The following is a 20,712-nucleotide window of genomic DNA, read 5'->3' on the forward strand; positions in this document are numbered from 1 at the left end:
TTCAAAAGAGCTCTTTAGGGGGGAAGCGCTGCGGTCGCTACCTTAGTGAACATGCGCAGGACGACATTTACCTAAATCGATATACCAAACAGCCAAGCCAGGTATTCGTCCTTTGCGGTATAGCGGGTCCTTGAGGTCAAGCACTTCGACATAAGACAGTTCAGCCATCAGAACCGCTTCTGGCATTCGGCCTTCTATCGCTCCATAGTCAGGTTCGTAATGTCTGATGGATAAATATGGTGGGCCAACCTATGATTGCCGAAGTCTAGCTAGACGTAAGCGTATGGCCAATACAGATTGTGGGATCAACGGTCTGATCCGCAGATGTTAGAATCAGTGGCAAGCCTGACCTGACGCGGGTTCGCACTGGACGTTGTGGAACGTCAATCTCGGATAACCAGACGGGCCGGAAGGTGCAGTAATGTTTCTAAGTCTTGAAGTTCGCAGCTATGAGAGGGAAGACCGTCACCACCACCACGAGCATGCTCAATTGGTACTGCCGATTCGTGGCGAAATGAAAATTGACGTAAACGGTTGCGGCGGCTGCATTGATCAGTCATTGGCAGCGCTTGTGACACCTGGCTCGATCCATTCGCAGCAGACTAACCTCGATAGCCGTTTTTTAGTTTTGGACTGTGCGCCGACGACTTTTGAAACGCTCCAGATCGAGCGTCTTGCTCAGAAAATATATGTGCCCATTTCTCCCGCAACTCGTCGGCTTATAGAGTTCGCTGAGCTAATCGGCAACGCACAGTTGTCCATCGCGGCCTCCCAATTGGGGCCTCTGCTTTTGTCGTCCCTAAATCCGGGAATCTCCCGCTTTCCAGACCCCATGAAGCAGTTGATCGCTCGTGTTCAGGCGGATCCTGGAGCGAACTGGAGCAATGAAAGCATGGCTCAAGTAGCAAAAATGAGCATCAGTCAGATGCACCAACGTTTCCGGCTAATGTTCGAGATGAGTCCGCAAGCTTGGTTGACTGATTTACGCCTGCAAGAAGCTCAACGATGGTTGCGTGGAACCTCATTGACCATAGCCGAGATTGCCTTGCGTGCCGGCTTTTGCGACCAGGCATCGCTTACCCGTGCAATGCAGCGCGTGAGGGCCACGACCCCGGCGGTTTATCGTAAAACGCAAAAACAGTCTGGGTAAAAAATCCCGTAGTTACCGACAATACTCCCCGAATCAGTTGCTCCAGACTTTACCCATAACGCTTTGGAGCGCGGATGAAATGTTTGCTGATCGATTACTGCTAAACGGCATTGTCTACGGAGTTTGCGCGGGCCTGTGTTGGGGAGTGATCTTCCTCGGCCCCCAGCTCACCCCGGGGCTGAGCGGCCTGCAATTCGCCGTTCTGAGATTTCTCTGCTACGGCGCAATTTCGGTGGCCTTGCTTATGCCCCGCTGGAGGCGCGTTTGCGCCAATCTCACTATCGCCGACTGGAAGTCACTCTTCTGGCTTAGCCTGATTGGGAATCTCATTTACTACACGCTAGTGGGCACCGGTGTGCAGTTGGTTGGGATTGCCACAACGTCTCTGATCGTCGGACTCATTCCGGTGTTCGTCACGTTGGCAGGTCGTCATGACGTCAACGCTATTTCTTTGCGCAAGCTCACTCCCTCGCTGTTCTGCGCTGTGGGCGGGGTCGTACTCATCAGCTGGCACGCACTGATCAACGGCGACAAGCCAGATATACTGACAAACCTCGCCGGAATTCTATGCGCAGCGGGCGCGTTAGTGACATGGAGTTGGTTCGCAGTGAGCAACGCTCGGCGGCTGGTTCAGGTAGCCAGTGTTTCCGCCCATGACTGGGCACTGCTGACAGGGGTCATGACTGGCGCTCAGTCACTGCTTTTGGCGGTACCTGTCCTGGGCAGGCAGGTCGGAACGCATGGCAACTCCGAATGGCTACACTTTGTCATGGTAGCCGGTGGCGTAGCGTTTTTATCTTCGGTTGTGGGTAATGCGTGCTGGAATCAGGCGAGCCGACTTCTACCACTGGCACTAAGCGGACAAGTGCTCGTGATTGAGACGTTAGCGGCGCTGGTTTTTGGATTTCTATGGGAGCATCGGCTGCCCGACTCATATGAAATTGCGGCGATTGCACTTCTGGTCACCGGTGTCGTGTGGTGTCTGAATTGTCATCGCACTCCCCGTCACTCTCCGGCTATTTAACTCGTACAGAGACGCTACAGCAACAAGAATACTGAATACCCCTAGCACCACGTCGCGCAGCGCATCAGCCAGCGGCTGCAACTGAACCCCAGTCTTACCGACCCATTGGGTCAAGGTTGAGCGTGGGATCGCCAGGCCAACTTGCCACGCACATGACGTTCAACGGTAAATACGCCAGACGTTTAGTCCAGCCTCTCACTGACGTCCTCGCCGATACTCTTGGCAGACCCAGCACTAATGCCTGAAGTTGCTCGGTATCCAGTTCCATTCCAGAGCCATGGCGCATGCTAGGTCAGTGGAACTTGCCTTGATTCAACTGGCGCGCCGCCAGCCATATTCCAAAGCCGTCATGTACCAGCACGTTCAAGCGATTGGCGCTCCGGTTGACAGAGTGGGGATTTGGCTTGCGGTCCGGCGATTGAATCAAGGGCGCTTCTTTTGGCCTGGCGCGCGGCACGGCTCACCTCAGCGTATATTAAGTCTGATAATAGAATGTTATCCGACCTTATTTTTCAAAATATGGATTAACAATACGTTGAACGTATTAAATATTACAGATCAGTTATTGCTGGTCGACGAAACGCCGCTGAATCCGCATTTTCTGGCGCTCAACGCCCAGGAGGCGGCCGCCGCCTTTATTGCTGCCGGCACCGCAGCAGATACCGTGCGCAGTTATCGCAGCGCCCTCGCCGACTGGTCGGCATAGTTGCAACTGCGCTACGGGCATGTGCTCGGGGATGCGCCCTTGCCCGCCACAGTGGCGGTGCAGTTTGTGGTTGATCACCTTGCTCGTCCAACGGCCGACGGCGAATGGGTGCATTTGTTGCCAGCGTCCATTGATGCTGCGCTTATCCGCGCAAAGGTCAAAGCCAAGCCGGGTGGACTGGCCTATAACACCGTCAGTCATCGACTTTCGGTGCTGGGCAAATAGCATCGACTGAATAGCTGGGATAGCCCCACCGATGCATCGGCGCTCAAGAGCTTGCTACGCGAAGCACGCAAGGCGCAATCACGTCAGGGGCTATCGGTGCGTAAGAAGACCGCCATCGTGCTCGAGCCTTTACAGGCGCTGCTCGCCACCTGCGACGACGGTGTGCGTGGCATTCGTGACCGCGCCCTGCTACTCCTTGCCTGGAGCGGTGGCGGTCGGAGGCGTTCGGAGGTGGTAAGTATACAAATTAGCGATGTCCGACAGCTGCATACTGACACCTGGCTCTATACCTTGGGCGCGACCAAAACCGATACCGGCGGGATTCGTCGGGAAAAACCTCTCGGCGGAACTGCGGCCGAGGCGCTAACAGCTTGGCTAAAGGCTGCGCCCGCAGAGTCAGGGCCCTTGTTTCGGCGTATGTACAAAGGCGACAGAGTTGGAACGGCAGGTCTATCTGCTGACCAAGTAGCGCGGATAGTTCAGCGTCGTGCGAACCTAGCGGGCTTGGACGGGGACTGGGGAGCTCACAGCCTGCGCTCGGGCTTCGTCACCGAATCCGGACGCCAAGGCGTTCCACTGGGCGAAGTGATGGCGATGACTGAGCACCGCAGCATTAGTACGGTAATGGGGTACTTCCAGGCAGGATCACTGCTGAACAGTCGCGCGACCATTTTGATGGAAGGTACGGACGAATTTAGCTCGTAAAGCTTCCTTCAACGACATCCAATCGCCACTCATTTTCCGCTGCTTTGTGAGCTGAAGCGAATACACGGCCACAGGACATTAAAAAGAGCCCATCGACAGAATTGGCAGCCTGAGAAGAGTCGTTTTCAAACGAGGTTGACCTTACTTCATTCCAGCAACATCGAAGCCAAACAAAGCCAACTCGTCTCGCAGCCAGGCCAAAGTGACGTCAGTTCTATCTGGTTGCTGTATCAAGTAAGCCGCTGCGACCAAGGTCAGTGGGTGGATCTCCAGTACACCGCTGATCTCGCTGAGTTTGTCGAGCGTCGGAGATTTTAAGCCGCGCTCAAGCGTACTGACGTAGGTTCGGCTGCTGACATCCGAAAAATCCTCCTGTGTTTTACCGCGGGCGTTCCGGATGCGCTTTAAGGCCAAACCAAAGGCGACGTTGAGTTCCATTTGTTCTACCTAACAAAAGGAACGATAAGGCGCCAACGAACACTTTAGAGCTACAATCTATAGTGTTCATTTAAGAGGAATGCGTATGTTTTTGACCTTCGAGCATGCTGAGGCGCCGGGTGGAGCCCTCATGAGAGGCGGGCACGTGTGGCGTTATGTCGAATATCGGCCAGCGCGCCCTTGGTTCTACGTAAGCATCCTTGAGCTGAGCGACGATGAATGGACGCCTACCACCTTATTGATTTCTACGCTAGAAGACCTGCAGGAGTTACATCGGAGCGATAGTCACAACCTGAGGATCACTCAGGTGATTCTGGTGAGCCCTGGAGAATTGAATGGTACCGGATGCTGGCGTATGGATGAACTGAGTGAAATCGCGCAAGTGCGGTCATCCGAAAGGCTAAGCCTGATCTACAAAATGACCAACGAGGATAAATATTACGAAGATGAAGGTGCGCGCAATACCTTCTGCCGGGATCATCAGGTAATTTGGTTCACTCCACCCTAATCCCGCACATCGACAAATAGTACTGACTGAGTACTACGTATGAGAGGTTTACCTGCTGTTAGGTATGCGTGGTCTCCAACGCTCTTAAGAAATAAATTTCGTGTACATTTTTAAACCTGACAAAAACTCGTCAAAAACAGCGCGTTGTTGTACAGGCTGAACCGACCTGCACTCAATAATTGCGCGGGCTAAATGTGGTTGCTCGCGAGCTAGAACTTTTCCAATGGTCTTCGGATCCGCAGGGAACGCATAGAAAATCGCGTCATCTGGGTGTTCTACCTTATACAACCCGAAGATCAGCCCGCAATAATACAAAGCCCTCGCGCGCGCTAAACTCGATGAGTTTATAGCAGTTTCCAGTGCGACCGCTATGATTGGTCCATGAAGATTGATAAGTCGAAAATGGCCTCCATCTAATCGATCACAATACTGACCCAAGAGGGCCTTGCGACAGCACAAAATCGCTACAAACACCATTATCCACAACCGCTTGTGATACAGAGCACGGGAGTATCGTTGAGCTCGTAAAGAATTTTCGACCCATGCGCGCTCCTTAATAGAAAGGATTTTTTCAGAAAGGGAAACACCTCTTCTCAGATAAGCGGAGCATTGATAGTGCCACATGTAAACCCGGCCAGACATATCTAGCGCATTCGCGTAACGGCTAGGCGCATCGAGTAGTAACTCTGAATGGATATCACAAAATGGGCGCAATATCAGGCACCATGTCCTGCGCCAAGCAGGAAACGAATGATTCGCTATATCTTCATTCATGCAGTGGATGCAGTAGGCTCTACGCGCATAGCGCGGGATTACCAGAGCGCCACGTATTAAAAATCTGTGATCCAAAATTTGCTCATTGATCATCTGTTCTTTAATCAGTAATTGCGCCAATGCCCCCTTTCGAGAAAAGTCAGGATCGCATGCGCCCATTTTTTCAAAAGCATTCCATAAACGCCAAACCAATCGCTTATTTACGGCATTCTCGGCCATTCGGTAGGCATAAGATGAAAGTGTTTCATCATAAATGCTTGACTCAGAATAGTAGTTCATCGATATCTCTCCAAAGAGATGAAAAAGTTCGTATGGGAGAATAAAACAGAACTGATTCACTTCTGAAAGCAGTCAAGATATATGCGAGGCGAGACCAAGCTACCACTTCAGCGATGTTACCACCTGCCGACAAAATCAGATCCTCTGGGAAGCCTTCCACTAAAATGTTCGCTCCCGTCTTATCATTCAATTGCTTAACATACGCCCTTAGCAATTTGTCAGCTTCAATCGCTGTCACCGCCGTGAAATACAATACTTTGTGCTCGATACTTGCCAACTGCTTTCTGGCCGCACTCAACATTTGCGGTGAACTTATCGAGATTACGAACTTTAAGCAAGGCACGCCGCCGCGTATAGCGTTTATTATTTCAAAAGTCTCGAACATGAAACTGCTAGAACTGGAGAAAGCATCGATATCATCGATAAAGATCGCTTTGGTTTTTCTCAAAGCGATCACCTGTAGAAGGTACTCTGGGACTGAGCGATCCGCAAAATCAGGCGAGCTCAAGTGTAGCGAGGCAGTCAAAAATTGCACGAAAGATGCTTTTTCAAAAATCACTCTAGGCGCTACCCATATGCTGCGGCGTGGGTCTTTTCTAAACATAGAGATCATTGCACTGGTCACACCGCTCCCTGGGGGACCTGTCATCAGCACAAAAGATATGGCTTGACTGGCATCCAAATAACTTTCTAGGGCATAAATATTTTTATCATGTCCGTCTAGTAGCAGCCAATAAGGCTCCACTGATAAAACGTGTGACAGAATAGTTCTGTCGACAATTTTTTTCATAAAGTACCCCAAGCTACGCCAAACGCATCACATAACTCCGGCGTATTTTCAACTAGAGCGAGATCAATGCATTCAGTACCATCTAAAACTGCTGCCGCGGCGCAAACTTGAAGCAATTTAACCACATTATCCATAATTCCACCCGATTGCTTAAATATGGATAGCAATAAAACTTCGTCAGATGTATTTGTCTTATTCTTAAGGGGAAGGTTGGTAATGAAAGTAGCAATAAAATTTCGTAAGGCCGCCCCCCATTCCCAATCAGACAAATGATGCATTGCATAACGCCTAGCTAGCTGTGGATCTGCACGAAGGACTTGATGCGCATCTTCAGTACCGAAAGCAAAAACCGACATTCTAAAATCTGCGCCTGATAGGTTTTTTAACAGTGACAGGTTAATTCTTTGCTGAAGTGCGGTCAGGGTAAGCGCATCGTGCACTTCATCGATTACAATGCCTTTGATCCCTTGACTAGCAATTAAAACTTGTAGCTGTGCGGATACATCTCCAGTCGCTCGGGCATGCTTGCTCACCGATATGCCAAATTGAGAGAACAGCAATTCCCGAAAGTTGTAGTTATTCGGGTTCTGTCGCATATTGACAAAAATGAGCTTTTCATTGGCGCCGCTGTATATTTGTTGCAAGCGTTGAACGACACTGGTTTTACCCGCACCGCCTCTGCCATGCACAAGCAAACAAGGAGCCTGCACCTTATTTTCGACCTTTAACATCAAGCCAATCTTGCTTATCAATTGCTCCACATGGGGTGCATTAATCCATAGGTCATGCTTACATGCAGCGCTGCGTTCACTATCCGGCAAGTCGAATAGGTACCGTCGATGTACATCAACATGACCGTATGGAATCATGGTTCTCTCCTTGGGTGAAAAATATTCAAGAATGTCAGATGCCGCGATCACTTAGGCCCAAAGCGGTTTAAAATGAATGGAGAGCATGCCATTTCTGATATCTGTTCGATAAGTTGCCGTCACATCCGGTGCTATTCCAATTAACTGACAGAGCACGAGGGGCTGGAGTGCCGACCTGATCGGCGCTGAGTGGCCACAAAACCATAGATATCGGAAACTGATAACGGCAACCATCTTGCAACTTGCTAAGCGAACCGATTTCTCGGTCGACAGATCTGAGAGTGAAAAGCGAACTGGCCGTTGATTGTGAAATATCGAAACATTCTTAATTGGATCTTCGACACTGCTGTACGAACCCACAGTATTCGCCGACAACATTTAGCAAACAGTTGTAGCAGACACGCTTGATAAAGGGGAACATAGGCACTTGAATTCATTTACGATCCACCTCGTAGAGTGTTGGCTCTGTACTAAAATCGATTAAACTATGCTCCTGCGCACCTTTATACAAATCGATGTATTTGTTCAAGCCATTTTTAGGTTTTGTTACCTCAGGTAGCGAGTTTCCTCTGCTCGTATTTTTGTATTCGCTGTGCTTTCGTTCTGCAAGATGTTTTCTAGCTTGTTTAGCCATTGTTTTTTTCTGGTTTTCGGCTTTATCCCGAATACCATTTATTTCATCCAACGAATTCAGCGCCTCCGCAGTAGTAATCGTTCCTGGTCGTAGTCCGCTACACGCGCGCTGATGACGATATTGCTCGAATATGTCACTCCGATTATAAGAGTTGTGCGACACACCTATTTTTTCGTATTGCGCCTTGATCAGCACATACACATGACTTAGATCATACGGATCAAATTTCACAAGGACTTTTGCCCCAACATAATCTGTAAGTCTAGAATCGTAGTACCTCCTGTTGAGTAGTTCCAAGCCATAGGGATGAATTTTCCGGATTTCTTCCGGGAAAAAATCCAAGCGGAATGCCTCTATTTCGCTTTCTTTAATTTGGTTGACTAGGGGGTGATGCTGAAAATAATTATCCCACTTTTTTGAAGGAGACATTTTTAACGTGGCATGTTGGGTGTCGTGATAAATCTTGATATTTAGTACCATAATTTTGAAAAACTCTCTGAAGGTCAGATTAGCTGCTGATTCGGGTGATGTCCCCCGTCGCTGCCTGATATTGGAGAGCGTTGTACCTTTGTAAAAGTGAACGCGTGTGGTCATCATTGTCCCAATCAGGCGCTCGACATGTCCGCCGAAGTGTTTCTTTCCAATAGGTCGTTGTTTCAGGTCAATACCGTGCGACATGCATGCTCCACGCAGTAAATCAGAAACAAATTCTTTAGCATTATCGGTATGCACGGTCTCCATCTTGCCAAACATGGGTAATAAATCGAACTTTACATCAAGAAACTCTAATAGAGTCTTTTTCGAAGATGCTGCATTTGCTATGACCATCGCAACGCTTATAGCACTGGGTGGCAGTAACGATATATGAAACCCCACAATTGCTCTTGTATACAAACAAATAGCTAGCGTAATCCATGGGCGTCCAATGATTTTCGACCTGTCGTCATCCTGCACCAGAATCAAGTCCACTAGCGTATGATCAATTTGCACCCATTCCAGCGGACGCACGCATACTTTCCTACCAGCTTTAACTCCGTATTTTTGATTCGCCGCTTCTCTACCATATTTCTTCAGGAATCTTTCTGCTTCCTTTTTTGCGGTTATCCGTTCTCTTACCGCGTGATAACTTGGACATGGCACAAGTTCCTGTTGCGCTTTTAATTGTACTTGGCGCCAGACCTCCATGAAAGACGCGGAAGCACCTCTATAGTGCTTTTGATACATTTCCTCAATAATACTCTCTATGCATGGAGACAGCGATTTATAACCGGCCGCTGGCGGTCCTGGTATTTCTGGAACTAAAGCAAGGTGATTTTTATTCTTCTTGTATATAGATAATATTTTGTAGAATCGGCTTTTTTTAATTCGCAGCGTCGCCATGGCATCGTCCGAGCTAATTTCGCCACTATCGAACAATTTTAGTGTTTGATAGCGCTCCATAGCCAGGCGGTGGCGCGCTGTTTCTTTAGGATTTGAAAGCTTATCTAACTTCCCCATCGAAATGCACTCATCCAAATCAACCAGCCCCAGTTGCTTAGGATAAAACACCACGGAAGCGGGTTCGTCAATCAAGATGTTGCTGTGAATCTACGTAGTTTTAACGGTTTAAAAATGACCCCGTGACTTCGCTTGAAGTGACCCAGTGCTTACACTCTTTCTAGAAAATAAACTGTGCGGGGCGATTTTTCTCCGGAGTTCTGAACGGGCGCTTATCGAAACTGCCCAATATTGCTAATCTCTTTGCAAGAGCGGATTCTGGAAAACTCAAGCCACTTTGAGTGGCCCACCAAACCATGCAGCGCCTGAATATCCTCCTCGTCAAATGTCTATATAGGCAGTAGATGGCGTAGTGCAAATTCCGTTCATTTTGCTGAAATCATGTGCGAAACGAATACGCAATTGTTCGAATGGGGTCATTATTGATGTGATTTCAGGGTCATTTTCTTAATTTTTTGAAGCTATTAATTTCGTCTTCTCCCGCTGACCCTACTCAACTTTCTCGCCCCCCTGCGCGTGATCTATTCATATATAAATTAATTGCTTAGCTTTCAACATGCTACGAGGCGTATAAAATCTCAGACTTGAATCACAAGCAGATGATGTGGATTTTAATTCCAAAAAACTCTAAAAATTTACCCCCCCCCATTTTGAACGATGGGGGTCGTAGGCAATTGTGGGCTGTCAATATTTTCGACAATTAGTGGAAACGCCATATTTTTAAGCCAATCGGTGGAAAATCCATAAAAAATTCCACTCTATGTCGATCGCGTCTATTTTTTCTCAACCAATTCATATAGTTATGCAATTCCACTTATCTGACGACCCTTACAGCTGAAACGTCATCATCCCTGGCTCGCCTGCATGTTAATCTCGCACCACCACGAATAGACATTGATCGTCACAAGACGATGACCAGAACCAGGAAAGCCCATGCCAAAGATTTCTCACTCAGCCCTGCGCCGCAAATTCCGTGAATTGCTTGCCACCCCAACCTGCGTTGAAACCGCGTCCGTCTTTGACCCGATGTCGGCGCGTATCGCTGCTGATCTGGGTTTTGAAGTCGGCATCCTCGGTGGCTCCGTGGCTTCGTTGCAGGTACTGGCCGCGCCCGATTTCGCGCTGATCACCCTGAGTGAGTTCGTTGAGCAAGCTACCCGCATCGGTCGTGTCGCCCAGTTGCCGTTCATTGCCGACGCCGATCACGGCTACGGTAACGCGCTGAATGTGATGCGCACGGTCGAGGAGCTTGAGCGTGCCGGTGTGGCCGCGTTGACCATTGAAGACACGTTGCTGCCGGCGCAATTCGGGCGCAAGTCCACTGACCTGATTTCCATCGACGAAGGCATCGGGAAGGTTCGCGCTGCGCTGGAGGCACGTGTTGATCCGCAGCTGTCGATCATTGCCCGCACCAACGCCGGCGTGCTGCCGACCGAAGCCGTGATCGAGCGCACCCAGGCTTATCAAAAAGCCGGTGCCGATGGGATTTGCATGGTCGGCGTGGCTGATTTCGAGCACCTGGAGAAAATCGCGGAGAACCTCACGGTGCCGCTGATGCTGGTGACGTATGGCAACCCTAAACTGAACGACGCCCAGCGTCTGGCCAGCCTCGGCGTGCGCGTGGTGGTTGCCGGCCACGGTGCTTACTTCGCCGCGATCAAGGCGACCTACGACAGCCTGCGCGCCCAGCGCCAGTTGACCCATAGCACCGATAACCTCAGTGCCACCGAGCTGACCCACACGTATACCTTGCCGGAAAGCTACGTGGCCTGGGCTGAAGAGTTCATGGACGTCAAAGAGTAAAACTCAAACCGGAACGAGGGGTGCAACGCCCCTCCTTCCTTTCACTCGCGGCGCCCTGGTCGACAAGACCTTCCAAACCGCCCGGCAACCACCGGCACATCACATTTGAAGCCAGCACTGCCCTCCTCCCCAGCCACTGCTCGGCCTGGGCGTCGACATTCCGGGTGCTGATCAAACGCGCATGGCAACAACTGATCGATACATTCCCGCACCTGTTATTTCTGATAGTCGACGCACGAGCAACTAAGTGAAATGAAAATTCATGTTTGCCGCGTGCGCGACGCAAAAAAAATCCGCCGCAGAATCTGCGGCGGCAACCAAAGGATTTTGTCGAAGCAGAGCGGCTAAGACAGGGCCAACGCTACACCTGCGGCCGCTTAAATAGAGTGAAGTTTAATTAATCGAGTTTCATCCATTGCCGGGCTGCAGGCCACGTCGACTGTGCTTAGAATCAGCCTCGGCAACCATGCCGAACACAATAAAAACCGTAATCGCTCACCTGTAACCACCTGCCCAAACATCTTTGTGCGCCATCCAATAAGTGCGGTGTCTCTGCGCGCGCGTTCATTATCCGGGGAAGTCATAACATGATTAAACAGTCGAGCCTGTTAGCGCTGGCGGTGTGTGCCGGTATCAGCCAGATGGCATTTGCCGAGTCCGTCAGCGACCAGGCGGATGCCAAGGGGTTTATCGAGGGCAGCAGCGTCACCGGGTTGTTGCGCAACTACTACATGAACCGCAATCGCGAGGGCGGCCGTGCCGATAACATCGACTGGACCCAGGGCGCGATGCTCAACTACGCCTCGGGCTTCACCCAGGGCACCATCGGCTTCGGCGTGGACGCCTACGCCTACGGCGGGCTGAAACTTGATGCCACCCACGCGGACGCCGGCACGGGCAACCTGCCAACCGATCGGCATGGCGATCCCGAAGATGCCTACGGTTCGGTGGGCGCGGCAGTGAAGATAAAGATCTCCAAGACCCAACTGAAATTTGGTGACATGCAGCCCACCGCGCCGGTGTTCGCCACCGGCGGCACGCGCCTGTTGCCGCAGACCGCCACCGGTTTCGACCTGACCAGCAGCGAAATCGCCGGCCTGGACCTGGAGGCCGGGCATTTCACCAGCACCAACAGCGGCATGACGAGCAACCATGACCACGATATCTACGCCACCTACGCCAACGTCGCCGCCAACAGTGCAAGCTTCGTCGGCGGCAAATACACCTTCACACCGTCCCTGAGCGCAACGCTGTATGCCGGTGAGCTGGAAGATATCTGGCGCCAGTACTACACCAACCTCAACTATGTGATCGCGTTGCCACATGACCAGTCCCTGGCGCTGGACGGCAACCTGTACCGCACCCTCGACACTGGCAGCGCCAAGGCCGGGGCCATCAACAACACCACGTATTCGGTGGCGGCGGCCTACTCGTTCCTGCAAGCGCACACGCTGACGCTGTCGTTCCAGAAGGTGCATGGCGACACACCGTTTGACTACATCGGCACCGGCAACAACGGCGCAGGCGAAGGCGGTGATTCGGTGTACCTGGCCAACTCCGTCCAGTGGGGCGACTTCAACGGCCCGGGCGAGCAGTCCTGGGGCATCCGCTATGACCTGAATGTGGCCAGTTATGGCGTGCCGGGACTGAGTTTCATGGCGCGCTATATCAATGGCTCGGACATCAATGGCACCCACACACCCGACCACAGCGCCTACGTGGGTGACTACGGTGCCGATGGCGCCCACCACGAGACCGACCTGGAAGCCAAGTACGTGATCCAGAGCGGCCCGGCGAAAAACCTGTCATTGCGCGTGCGCGATGCGATCGTCGCGTCGAACGCCGACCAGCGCGATGGTGATTTGAATGAGCTGCGCCTGATCGTCGACTACCCGTTTACCCTGCTCTGAAACGCCGCACTCCCTGCAGGCGCGAGCCTGCTCGCGCCTGCAGGGAGAAGAGTCTTAACCTACCCAGCCGATGGCCGTCTTGGGAATGACCTCGGACTCGTCGAGTTTCGACGCGAACATGCTCACCGCCTGCACCGCATCGCTGGTGCTGGTGCGAATCTGCAGGATCACCGACCCTGCCTGATCGGCCAGGCTGACACCGCGTTGCGCGCCCTCCTGGGTGGCATTCATGCTGGTCACCGCGTCGCGGGTTTCCGAGAGGATCATGCCGATCATCTCGGCAATTTCCGCTGTCGAGCGGCTGGTGCGCCCGGCCAGTTGCCGGACTTCGTCGGCCACCACCGCAAAGCCGCGTCCTTGGTCGCCTGCACGCGCAGCCTCGATGGCCGCGTTGAGCGCCAACAGGTTGGTCTGGTCGGCAATACCGCGAATGGTGTTGACGATGGCCGTGATCTGCTCGGAACGATCGCCCAGTTGCCCCACCAGGCGCGCGGAGGCGCCGATGTTGTCAGCGATGCGGCGCATTTCGCTGGCAGTCTCCTGGATCACCTGGGTGCCATGCTCGGCAAAGCGCTCGGTCTCGGAGGAAATATGGTAGGCCCGCGATGCGCCTCGCGAGTCTTCTTCGAATTTTTCCACGCGTTCGGTGATGTCGCTGGCGAACTTGACGATCTTGATCAGCTTGCCGTCGCCGTCATACACCGGGTTGTAGCTGGCTTCCAGCCATACCACACGGCTGTGCTTGCCCACGCGCTTGAATTGCCCGGTGAAGAATTCGCCGTTGTTCAAGCGGCGCCAGAAGTCGGCGTATTCAGTGCTGTTGATCAGCGCCGGCTCGCAAAACAGACGGTGCTGTTTGCCTTTGATTTCCGCCAGGGTGTACCCCATCACGTTGAGGAAATTCGCGTTGGCGTCCAGCACTTGGCCGCTCAAATCGAACTCGATGACCGCCATCGCCCGGTCCAGCGCCGTCAGCTTGCTGCGGGTGGCTGCCTCTTGCTCGACCTTACTGGTCACGTCCAGCGCGTACTTAACCACTTTGAGCACCTGGCCGCGCTCATCCAGCACCGGGTTGTAACTGGCCTCCAACCAGACGGTGTTGCCGCTGCTGTCCACACGCTTGAAGGTGCCGGAGACAAATTTTCCCGCCTTCAAATCACTCCAGAACTGGCTGTAGGCCGAGCTGCTGGTCAGCGCCGGCAAGCAAAAGTCACGGTGGGTTTTACCGGCCAATTGACCGGCGCTGTAACCCAGGGTCTTGAGGAAGTTGTCGTTGGCCCGCAGCACCTTGCCATTGAGGTCGAATTCGACCACGGCCATTGAGCGTTCCAGTGCGGCGATCAGTCCTTTGTACTCGGTGACTTCGGCCGTCCTGGCCGACAGTTCTGTCTTGAGTGCTGTGTTGAACATGGACGTACCCTCAGCCGTGCGGAGAAACCCTGTGTCTCGATTCGCTATCGGCTGGGAAATACGCGACTTTACGCGCCCTGCAGGGATTATTTTCTGGCGTCAACGACTTGCGCGGTCAGCGTTTTGCATCAAGCGACGCCAGGCGCTCGCGCATGCCGGGGCTGGCCGCCGGACCGGCCTGCAACGCGCACTGGTCAAGCGGTACGCACTGCCCATCCGCACGGGCCAACATCGGCTGCACCGGCGAGCCTGTCTCGCGTTCCACCAACTCCACACTGGTGCCCTCCACGGCGTAGTGCCGATTGCCCCAGGCCAACAGCGACATCAGCACCATGCGGAAATCTTCGCCCTTGGGCGTCGGCACATATTCGTAGCGCGGCGGCCGCTCACTGTAGGCGCGGCGCTCCAGCATCCCCGCCTCCACCAAGGCGTTCAGGCGGCGCGTGAGCATATTGGGCGCGATGCCCAGGCTGCGGGAAAACTCATCGAACCGACGCAGGCCCTGCAGTGCATCGCGCATGATCAGGATGCTCCACCACTCCCCTACCCGGTCAAGGCTGCGGGCGATGGGGCATTCGTCGCGGGTGAGGGACTTGCGTTGCATGGCGGCTCCTGTGTGGCAGTGCAAATTTGCGTGCCCCCATGTTACTTTCATTATGATAGTGACGTCCATAGGGTCTGTTCCCTCACCGCAACCGGAGTCGATTGATCATGAGTAAACGCATCGTTGTGACAGGCATGGGCGCGCTGACGCCCCTCGGCGCGGACGTGGAGTCAACCTGGCAACGCCTGCTGGCCGGCCAGTCGGGCATTCGTCGCCTGCCGCAAACACTGATCGGCGACCTGGCCGTGAGCATCGGCGGCCAGGTACAGAGCGTGCTGCAGGACCCCGAAGCCGGCTTCGACCCCGACCGGCTGCTGGCGGCCAAGGAACAGCGCAAGATGGACCGCTTCATCCTGTTCGCCCTGGCAGCGGCAGATGAAGCCTTGAAGCAGGCCGGCTGGGCACCCAAGACCGCGCACGAGCAGGAACGCACCGCGACCATCATCGCCTCGGGCGTGGGCGGCTTTCCGGCGATTGCCGATGCGGTGCGTACCACCGACAGCAAGGGCCCACGGCGCTTGTCGCCGTTCACGATCCCCTCCTTCCTGAGCAACATGGCCGCCGGGCATGTGTCGATCAACTACGGCTTGAAAGGGCCGCTGGGCGCGCCGGTGACCGCCTGTGCGGCAGGTGTGCAGGCCATCGGCGACGCTGCGCGCATGATCCGCGCCGGTGAAGTCGATGTGGCGGTGTGCGGCGGTGCCGAAGCGGCGATTCATCGGGTCAGCCTGGCCGGCTTTGCGGCAGCGCGCGCCTTGTCCAGTGACTTCAATGACAGACCGGAGCTGGCGTCACGGCCATTCGACCAGGCGCGTGATGGTTTCGTCATGGGCGAAGGTGCCGGCATCCTGGTCATCGAAGCGTTGGAGCACGCCCTGGCGCGCGGTGCGCAGCCGATTGCCGAGTTGGTCGGCTATGGCACCAGTGCCGACGCCTTCCACATGACCGCCGGCCCGGAAGACGGCGACGGTGCACGACGTGCGATGCTGCAGGCATTACGCCAGGCAGGAATAGAAGCCTCTGCGGTGCAGTACTTGAATGCCCACGCCACCTCAACGCCAGTGGGTGACAAGGGTGAGTTGGCCGCGATCAGAACGGTCTTTGGTGCCAACGGCAGCCCGGCAATCAGCTCGACCAAGTCCGCTACCGGTCACTTGCTCGGGGCTGCAGGCGGTATCGAAGCGATCTTTACCGTACTCGCCCTGCGCGACCAGGTGGCGCCCGTGACACTCAACCTGGAGAACCCCGATACCCTCGCCGATGGCCTGGACATGCTGCGTGGCCAAGCCCGGTCGATGCCGATGGAATACGCGCTGTCCAATGGCTTCGGTTTTGGCGGCGTGAACGCCAGCGTGCTGTTCCGCCGCTGGGGGTAGTTTGCCCGTGCTGTGATTTTCAGGGACCATGGCGCCTTTCTTAACCTGCCAACGAGAGGCGCCCATGGCCAACCACGACCTGCACTACACCCCCGATCCCGATGCCGACTCGATTTCTTCGGATGTGATCGGCTTCAACGGCATCCTGGTGTCCACCCAGATTCCAACCCGAGCCGATGGTAGCCTGGAACTGGGCGACATCACCCAGCAAAGCGAATGCACCCTGCAAGCCCTGAAAGTCGCCCTGGAAAAAGCCGGCAGCTCCATGGACCGGGTGATGCACTTGACCATTTATCTGACGGACATGGCCGACCGCGCCGCTTTCAACGAGGTCTACAAACGCTTCTTTGCCAAGCCCTGGCCTGTACGCGCGGCGGTTGGCGTAGCTGCTTTGGCAGTAGACGGCATGCGCGTCGAAGTCACTGCGATGGCCGCTCAAGCCTGAGTGGGTGCCGGTCAGGCATTTCACAGCTACAATGCGCGTCTCAACCGTGACAAGCCTGACTAAAAAAACTATGTCCTTGCCCAAGCATCACCTGGAATTGCTCAGCCCTGCCCGCGATGTCGCCATCGCGCGCGAGGCTATCCTGCATGGCGCCGACGCCGTCTACATTGGCGGCCCGAGCTTCGGCGCGCGCCATAACGCCTGCAACGACGTGAGCGACATCGCTCAACTGGTGGAATTCGCCCGCCGTTACCATGCACGCGTCTTCACCACCATCAACACCATCCTGCATGACAACGAACTGGAACCCGCGCGCAAGCTGATCCATCAGCTCTACGACGCCGGCGTCGATGCGTTGATCGTGCAAGACCTGGGCGTGATGGAGCTGGATATTCCGCCCATCGAGCTGCACGCCAGCACCCAGACCGACATTCGCACCCTGGCCCGCGCCAAGTTTCTCGACCAGGCCGGTTTCTCGCAGCTGGTATTGGCCCGTGAGCTGAACCTGCAGGAAATCCGCGCCATCGCCGACGAAACCGATGCCGCCATCGAATTCTTCATCCACGGCGCCCTGTGCGTGGCGTTCTCCGGGCAGTGCAACATCTCGCACGCGCAGAACGGCCGCAGCGCCAACCGTGGCGATTGCTCCCAAGCGTGCCGCCTGCCGTATACGCTGAAGGACGACCAAGGCCGCGTCGTGGCCTTTGAAAAACACCTGCTGTCGATGAAAGACAACAACCAGAGCGCCAACCTGCGCGCCCTGGTCGAAGCCGGCGTGCGTTCGTTCAAGATCGAAGGCCGCTACAAGGACATGGGCTATGTGAAGAACATCACCGCCTATTACCGCCAGCGCCTCGACGAGATCCTCGAAGACCGCCCGGATTTGGCCCGTGCCTCCAGCGGCCGCACCGCGCACTTCTTCCTGCCCGACCCGGAAAAGACCTTCCACCGTGGCAGCACCGACTATTTCGTCAGCGACCGCAAGATCGATATCGGCGCCTTCGACACCCCGACCTTCACCGGCCTGCCGGTGGGTGTGGTGGAAAAAGCCGGCAAGCGCGACTTGCAGGTGGTCACCCATGAGCCGCTGTCCAACGGCGATGGCCTGAACGTGCTGGTCAAGCGCGAAGTGGTCGGCTTCCGCGCCAACATCGCCGAGCCTAAAGGCGAGTTCGAAGAAGACGGCGAGAAGCGCTACCGCTACCGCGTCGAGCCGAACGAAATGCCGGTCGGCCTGCATCAACTGCGTCCGAACCACCCGCTCAACCGCAACCTCGACCACAACTGGCAACAAGCGCTGCTGAAGACCTCGGCCGAGCGCCGTATCGGCCTGGCCTGGGTCGCACGCTTGCGTGAAGAGCAGCTTGAAGTGATCGCCACCAGCGAAGAAGGCATCAGCGCCAGCGTCACCCTGCCCGGCCCGTTCGGTGTGGCCAACAAGCCGGAACAGGCGCTCGATACCCTGCGCGACCTGCTCGGCCAACTGGGTACTACCGAGTACCACGCCACCGATATCCAGCTGGATGCGCCGCAAGCGTTCTTCATCCCCAACTCACAGCTCAAGGCGCTGCGCCGCGAAGTGATCGAAGCGCTGACCGCTGCGCGCGTAGCCGCTCACCCACGCGGTGGGCGCAAGGCCGAGACCTCGCCGCCACCGGTCTACCCGGACGCGCACCTGTCGTTCCTGGCCAACGTCTATAACCAGAAAGCCCGCGACTTCTACCACCGTCACGGGGTGAAGCTGATCGACGCCGCCTTCGAAGCCCACGAAGAAACCGGTGAAGTCCCGGTGATGATCACCAAGCACTGCCTGCGCTTCTCGTTCAACCTGTGCCCCAAACAGGCCAAGGGCGTGACGGGCGTGAAGACCAAGGTTGCGCCGATGCAACTGATTCATGGTGATGAAGTGCTGACCCTGAAGTTCGACTGCAAGCCCTGCGAGATGCACGTGGTTGGCAAGATCAAGGGGCATATCCTCGGTCTGCCGCAGCCGGGCAGCGTGGTCGAGCATTTCAACCCGGAAAACATCATCTTTCAGGGCACGCACTGACCTTGTGAACGCGGGGCCACCACCAGCCCCGCTGCAACCCGGCGGCCGCCAGTAGAATAGCCACCACCCCCAGCCATTGCAGCCAGCCCAGGCGATGCCCGAAGGCGATCCAATCGACGAAGATCGCCGCAATCGGGTAGATAAACGACAGTGCGCCCGTCAGGGCGGTCGGCAGTTTCTGGATCGCGCCGTACAGCAGTACATACATCAAACCCGTGTGCACCACGCCAAGTGTCACCAACGCCGCCCAGGCGTTGGTCGTGGCCGGCAGGCTATCCCACGGCACCATTGGTGCCAGTAACAGCGCGCCGGTGCTCACCTGGATCAACGCCATCAGATGCGGCGGCACGTCTTTCAAGCGCTTGATGATCAGCGCCGCAATCGCATACAGGAACGCCGCGCCCAGCGCCAATGCGATGCCTACCAGGTAATCGTCGCCGGTGTGTTGATCGCCGTGGGCGGTGACAATCGCCAGCATCCCCAGGAACGCCACGCTCAGCCATGCCAGTTTCTGCACGGTGATTTTTTCGCCCAGGAACAACGCCGCCAGCATCACCAGCATGAACGGCTGCACGTTGTACACCGCCGTGCTGATGGCTATGGACGCGCGGGAATAGGATTCGAAAAGCAGTAGCCAGTTGCCCACAATCGCCACGCCACTGAGCATCGCCAGGCCGAGCTTGGCCCAACTGAGCAGGTCCAGGCGCAGGTAACCGAGCAACGCGCACACCAGTAACAACGTGAGCCCGCCGATTACACAGCGCCAGAACACCACTTCGATCACCGACACGCCAGACACCAGTACAAACCAGCCAATGGTGCCCGAGATCAGCATGGCGGCGATCATTTCCCACGACCCGCGACGGATGGATGTGTCCATGTTTGAGGCTCCTCAAGTGAGGCTCAATTATGGCAATCTGCTTGCGACCGGCTCCAGCGACTAAAATAGGCCATACGCCTGGATTACCTTTACTTATTAGGCGAATACCATGATTGACACCATCGACCAGCAACTGATCGCCGCTTTGATGGACGACTCGCGCCTGTCTCTCAAGGCCCTGGCGGGCATCACGGGGCTGTCCTCGCCCAGTGTCGGCGAGCGCCTTCGCCGTCTTGAAGAACGCGGAGTGCTGACCCACTACACCGTCGACATCGACCCCAGGCATTTCGGCTACCTGCTGCAAGCCATCGTGCGCATCCGCCCGCTGCCCGGCAAGTTGCACGAGGTGGAGCGGCAGATCCAGGCGATCCCCGAATTCACCGAGTGCGACAAGGTGACCGGCGATGATTGCTTCATCGCACGGTTGCATGTGCGCACCATGGACCATCTGGACAGCTTGCTCGACCGGCTTAACGCCTACGCCGAAACCAACACGGCCATCGTCAAGAAAACCCCGGTGAAACGCCGATTGCCACCCTTGGGGGATTAGTGATTGCGCGTCATCAGCGCGGTGCCTGAATAGGTATTCTGTCACGACTGGGCGGTATTTATCCTGGCTCCACTCTTTAGAACAA

Annotated in this window: 17 protein-coding genes and 2 pseudogenes; 10 read left to right on the top strand and 9 right to left on the bottom strand. The window is 55.1% G+C overall.

Features of this window, described 5'->3' with window-relative positions; genetic code table 11:
• Positions 1-421: 421 nt before the first annotated feature.
• Both CQ002_RS08410 and CQ002_RS08415 read left to right on the top strand, forming a co-directional pair.
• A complete protein-coding gene (locus tag CQ002_RS08410) occupies positions 422-1,150 on the top strand; it encodes an AraC family transcriptional regulator (RefSeq protein ID WP_105162181.1) in 729 nt (242 codons plus the stop codon).
• 79 nt (positions 1,151-1,229) lie between these two features.
• A complete protein-coding gene (locus CQ002_RS08415) occupies positions 1,230-2,174 on the top strand; it encodes a DMT family transporter (RefSeq protein ID WP_105162180.1) in 945 nt (314 codons plus the stop codon).
• Between the two features lie 42 nt (positions 2,175-2,216).
• On the opposite strand, the pseudogene CQ002_RS08420 reads toward CQ002_RS08415, so the two are convergent.
• Positions 2,217-2,389 (bottom strand): annotated as a pseudogene (locus CQ002_RS08420) (transposase); the annotation flags it as partial.
• Positions 2,390-2,709: 320 nt separating this feature from the next.
• On the opposite strand from CQ002_RS08420, the pseudogene CQ002_RS08435 reads away from it, so the two are divergent.
• Positions 2,710-3,810 (top strand): annotated as a pseudogene (locus tag CQ002_RS08435) (site-specific integrase).
• Positions 3,811-3,951: 141 nt separating this feature from the next.
• Here CQ002_RS08435 and CQ002_RS08440 read toward each other — a convergent pair.
• Entirely contained in the window at positions 3,952-4,248 is a 297-nt protein-coding gene (locus tag CQ002_RS08440; protein ID WP_105162179.1) for a helix-turn-helix domain-containing protein, read from the bottom strand.
• 85 nt (positions 4,249-4,333) lie between these two features.
• Between CQ002_RS08440 and CQ002_RS08445 the strand changes: the two genes are divergently transcribed.
• Positions 4,334-4,756: a hypothetical protein gene (locus CQ002_RS08445; RefSeq protein ID WP_105162178.1), complete on the top strand. Its 423-nt coding sequence runs from the start codon at positions 4,334-4,336 to the stop codon at positions 4,754-4,756.
• A gap of 84 nt (positions 4,757-4,840) precedes the next feature.
• On the opposite strand, the gene CQ002_RS28130 is transcribed toward CQ002_RS08445, so the two are convergent.
• From CQ002_RS28130 to CQ002_RS08460, 4 genes are all read right to left on the bottom strand, one after another.
• Positions 4,841-5,809 carry a TniQ family protein gene (locus tag CQ002_RS28130; protein ID WP_122767822.1) on the bottom strand — a complete coding sequence of 323 codons (969 nt, stop codon included), beginning with the start codon at positions 5,807-5,809 and terminating at the stop codon, positions 4,841-4,843.
• Positions 5,793-6,599, bottom strand: coding sequence for a hypothetical protein (locus CQ002_RS08450; protein WP_146117461.1), 807 nt, complete (start codon positions 6,597-6,599; stop codon positions 5,793-5,795). Before CQ002_RS08450 ends, CQ002_RS28130 begins: the two co-directional genes overlap by 17 nt.
• A complete protein-coding gene (locus CQ002_RS08455; protein ID WP_105162176.1) occupies positions 6,596-7,468 on the bottom strand; it encodes a TniB family NTP-binding protein in 873 nt (290 codons plus the stop codon). The genes CQ002_RS08450 and CQ002_RS08455 overlap by 4 nt, the downstream gene beginning before the upstream one ends.
• A gap of 433 nt (positions 7,469-7,901) precedes the next feature.
• On the bottom strand, positions 7,902-9,674 hold the full coding sequence (locus CQ002_RS08460) for a Mu transposase C-terminal domain-containing protein (protein ID WP_146117462.1): 1,773 nt from the start codon (positions 9,672-9,674) through the stop codon (positions 7,902-7,904).
• Positions 9,675-10,532: 858 nt separating this feature from the next.
• Between CQ002_RS08460 and CQ002_RS08465 the strand changes: the two genes are divergently transcribed.
• Together CQ002_RS08465 and CQ002_RS08470 are read left to right on the top strand one after the other, a co-directional pair.
• The gene (locus CQ002_RS08465; protein WP_034105279.1) at positions 10,533-11,402 is read left to right on the top strand and encodes an oxaloacetate decarboxylase; all 870 of its coding nucleotides are present in this window, start codon (positions 10,533-10,535) and stop codon (positions 11,400-11,402) included.
• Between the two features lie 587 nt (positions 11,403-11,989).
• A complete protein-coding gene (locus CQ002_RS08470) occupies positions 11,990-13,312 on the top strand; it encodes an OprD family porin (protein WP_069023815.1) in 1,323 nt (440 codons plus the stop codon).
• 54 nt (positions 13,313-13,366) lie between these two features.
• On the opposite strand, the gene CQ002_RS28700 is transcribed toward CQ002_RS08470, so the two are convergent.
• The gene (locus CQ002_RS28700; RefSeq protein ID WP_105162174.1) at positions 13,367-14,722 is read right to left on the bottom strand and encodes a PAS domain-containing methyl-accepting chemotaxis protein; all 1,356 of its coding nucleotides are present in this window, start codon (positions 14,720-14,722) and stop codon (positions 13,367-13,369) included.
• A 115-nt stretch (positions 14,723-14,837) separates the two neighbouring features.
• Positions 14,838-15,326, bottom strand: a complete 489-nt coding sequence (locus tag CQ002_RS08480; RefSeq protein ID WP_034105285.1) for a helix-turn-helix domain-containing protein — start codon at positions 15,324-15,326, stop codon at positions 14,838-14,840.
• A gap of 107 nt (positions 15,327-15,433) precedes the next feature.
• Between CQ002_RS08480 and fabF the strand changes: the two genes are divergently transcribed.
• The 3 genes from fabF to CQ002_RS08495 all read left to right on the top strand — a co-directional run bounded on the left by fabF (position 15,434) and on the right by CQ002_RS08495 (position 19,197).
• A complete protein-coding gene (gene fabF / locus CQ002_RS08485; protein ID WP_105162173.1) occupies positions 15,434-16,702 on the top strand; it encodes a beta-ketoacyl-ACP synthase II in 1,269 nt (422 codons plus the stop codon).
• A gap of 64 nt (positions 16,703-16,766) precedes the next feature.
• Positions 16,767-17,147 (top strand): RidA family protein, encoded by a 381-nt coding sequence (locus CQ002_RS08490; RefSeq protein ID WP_010210464.1) that lies wholly within the window; start codon positions 16,767-16,769, stop codon positions 17,145-17,147.
• A 70-nt stretch (positions 17,148-17,217) separates the two neighbouring features.
• Positions 17,218-19,197 (top strand): U32 family peptidase, encoded by a 1,980-nt coding sequence (locus tag CQ002_RS08495; RefSeq protein WP_098466508.1) that lies wholly within the window; start codon positions 17,218-17,220, stop codon positions 19,195-19,197.
• Here CQ002_RS08495 and CQ002_RS08500 read toward each other — a convergent pair.
• Positions 19,175-20,077, bottom strand: coding sequence for a DMT family transporter (locus CQ002_RS08500; protein ID WP_069023819.1), 903 nt, complete (start codon positions 20,075-20,077; stop codon positions 19,175-19,177). The genes CQ002_RS08495 and CQ002_RS08500 overlap by 23 nt on opposite strands.
• 109 nt (positions 20,078-20,186) lie before the next feature.
• Here CQ002_RS08500 and CQ002_RS08505 point away from each other — a divergent pair, with 109 nt between their 5' ends.
• The gene (locus CQ002_RS08505) at positions 20,187-20,627 is read left to right on the top strand and encodes an Lrp/AsnC family transcriptional regulator (protein ID WP_034105294.1); all 441 of its coding nucleotides are present in this window, start codon (positions 20,187-20,189) and stop codon (positions 20,625-20,627) included.
• Positions 20,628-20,712: the final 85 nt, after the last annotated feature.

Origin of the sequence: Pseudomonas sp. MYb13 (assembly GCF_002980075.1) — a bacterium.
Lineage (GTDB): Bacteria > Pseudomonadota > Gammaproteobacteria > Pseudomonadales > Pseudomonadaceae > Aquipseudomonas > Aquipseudomonas lurida.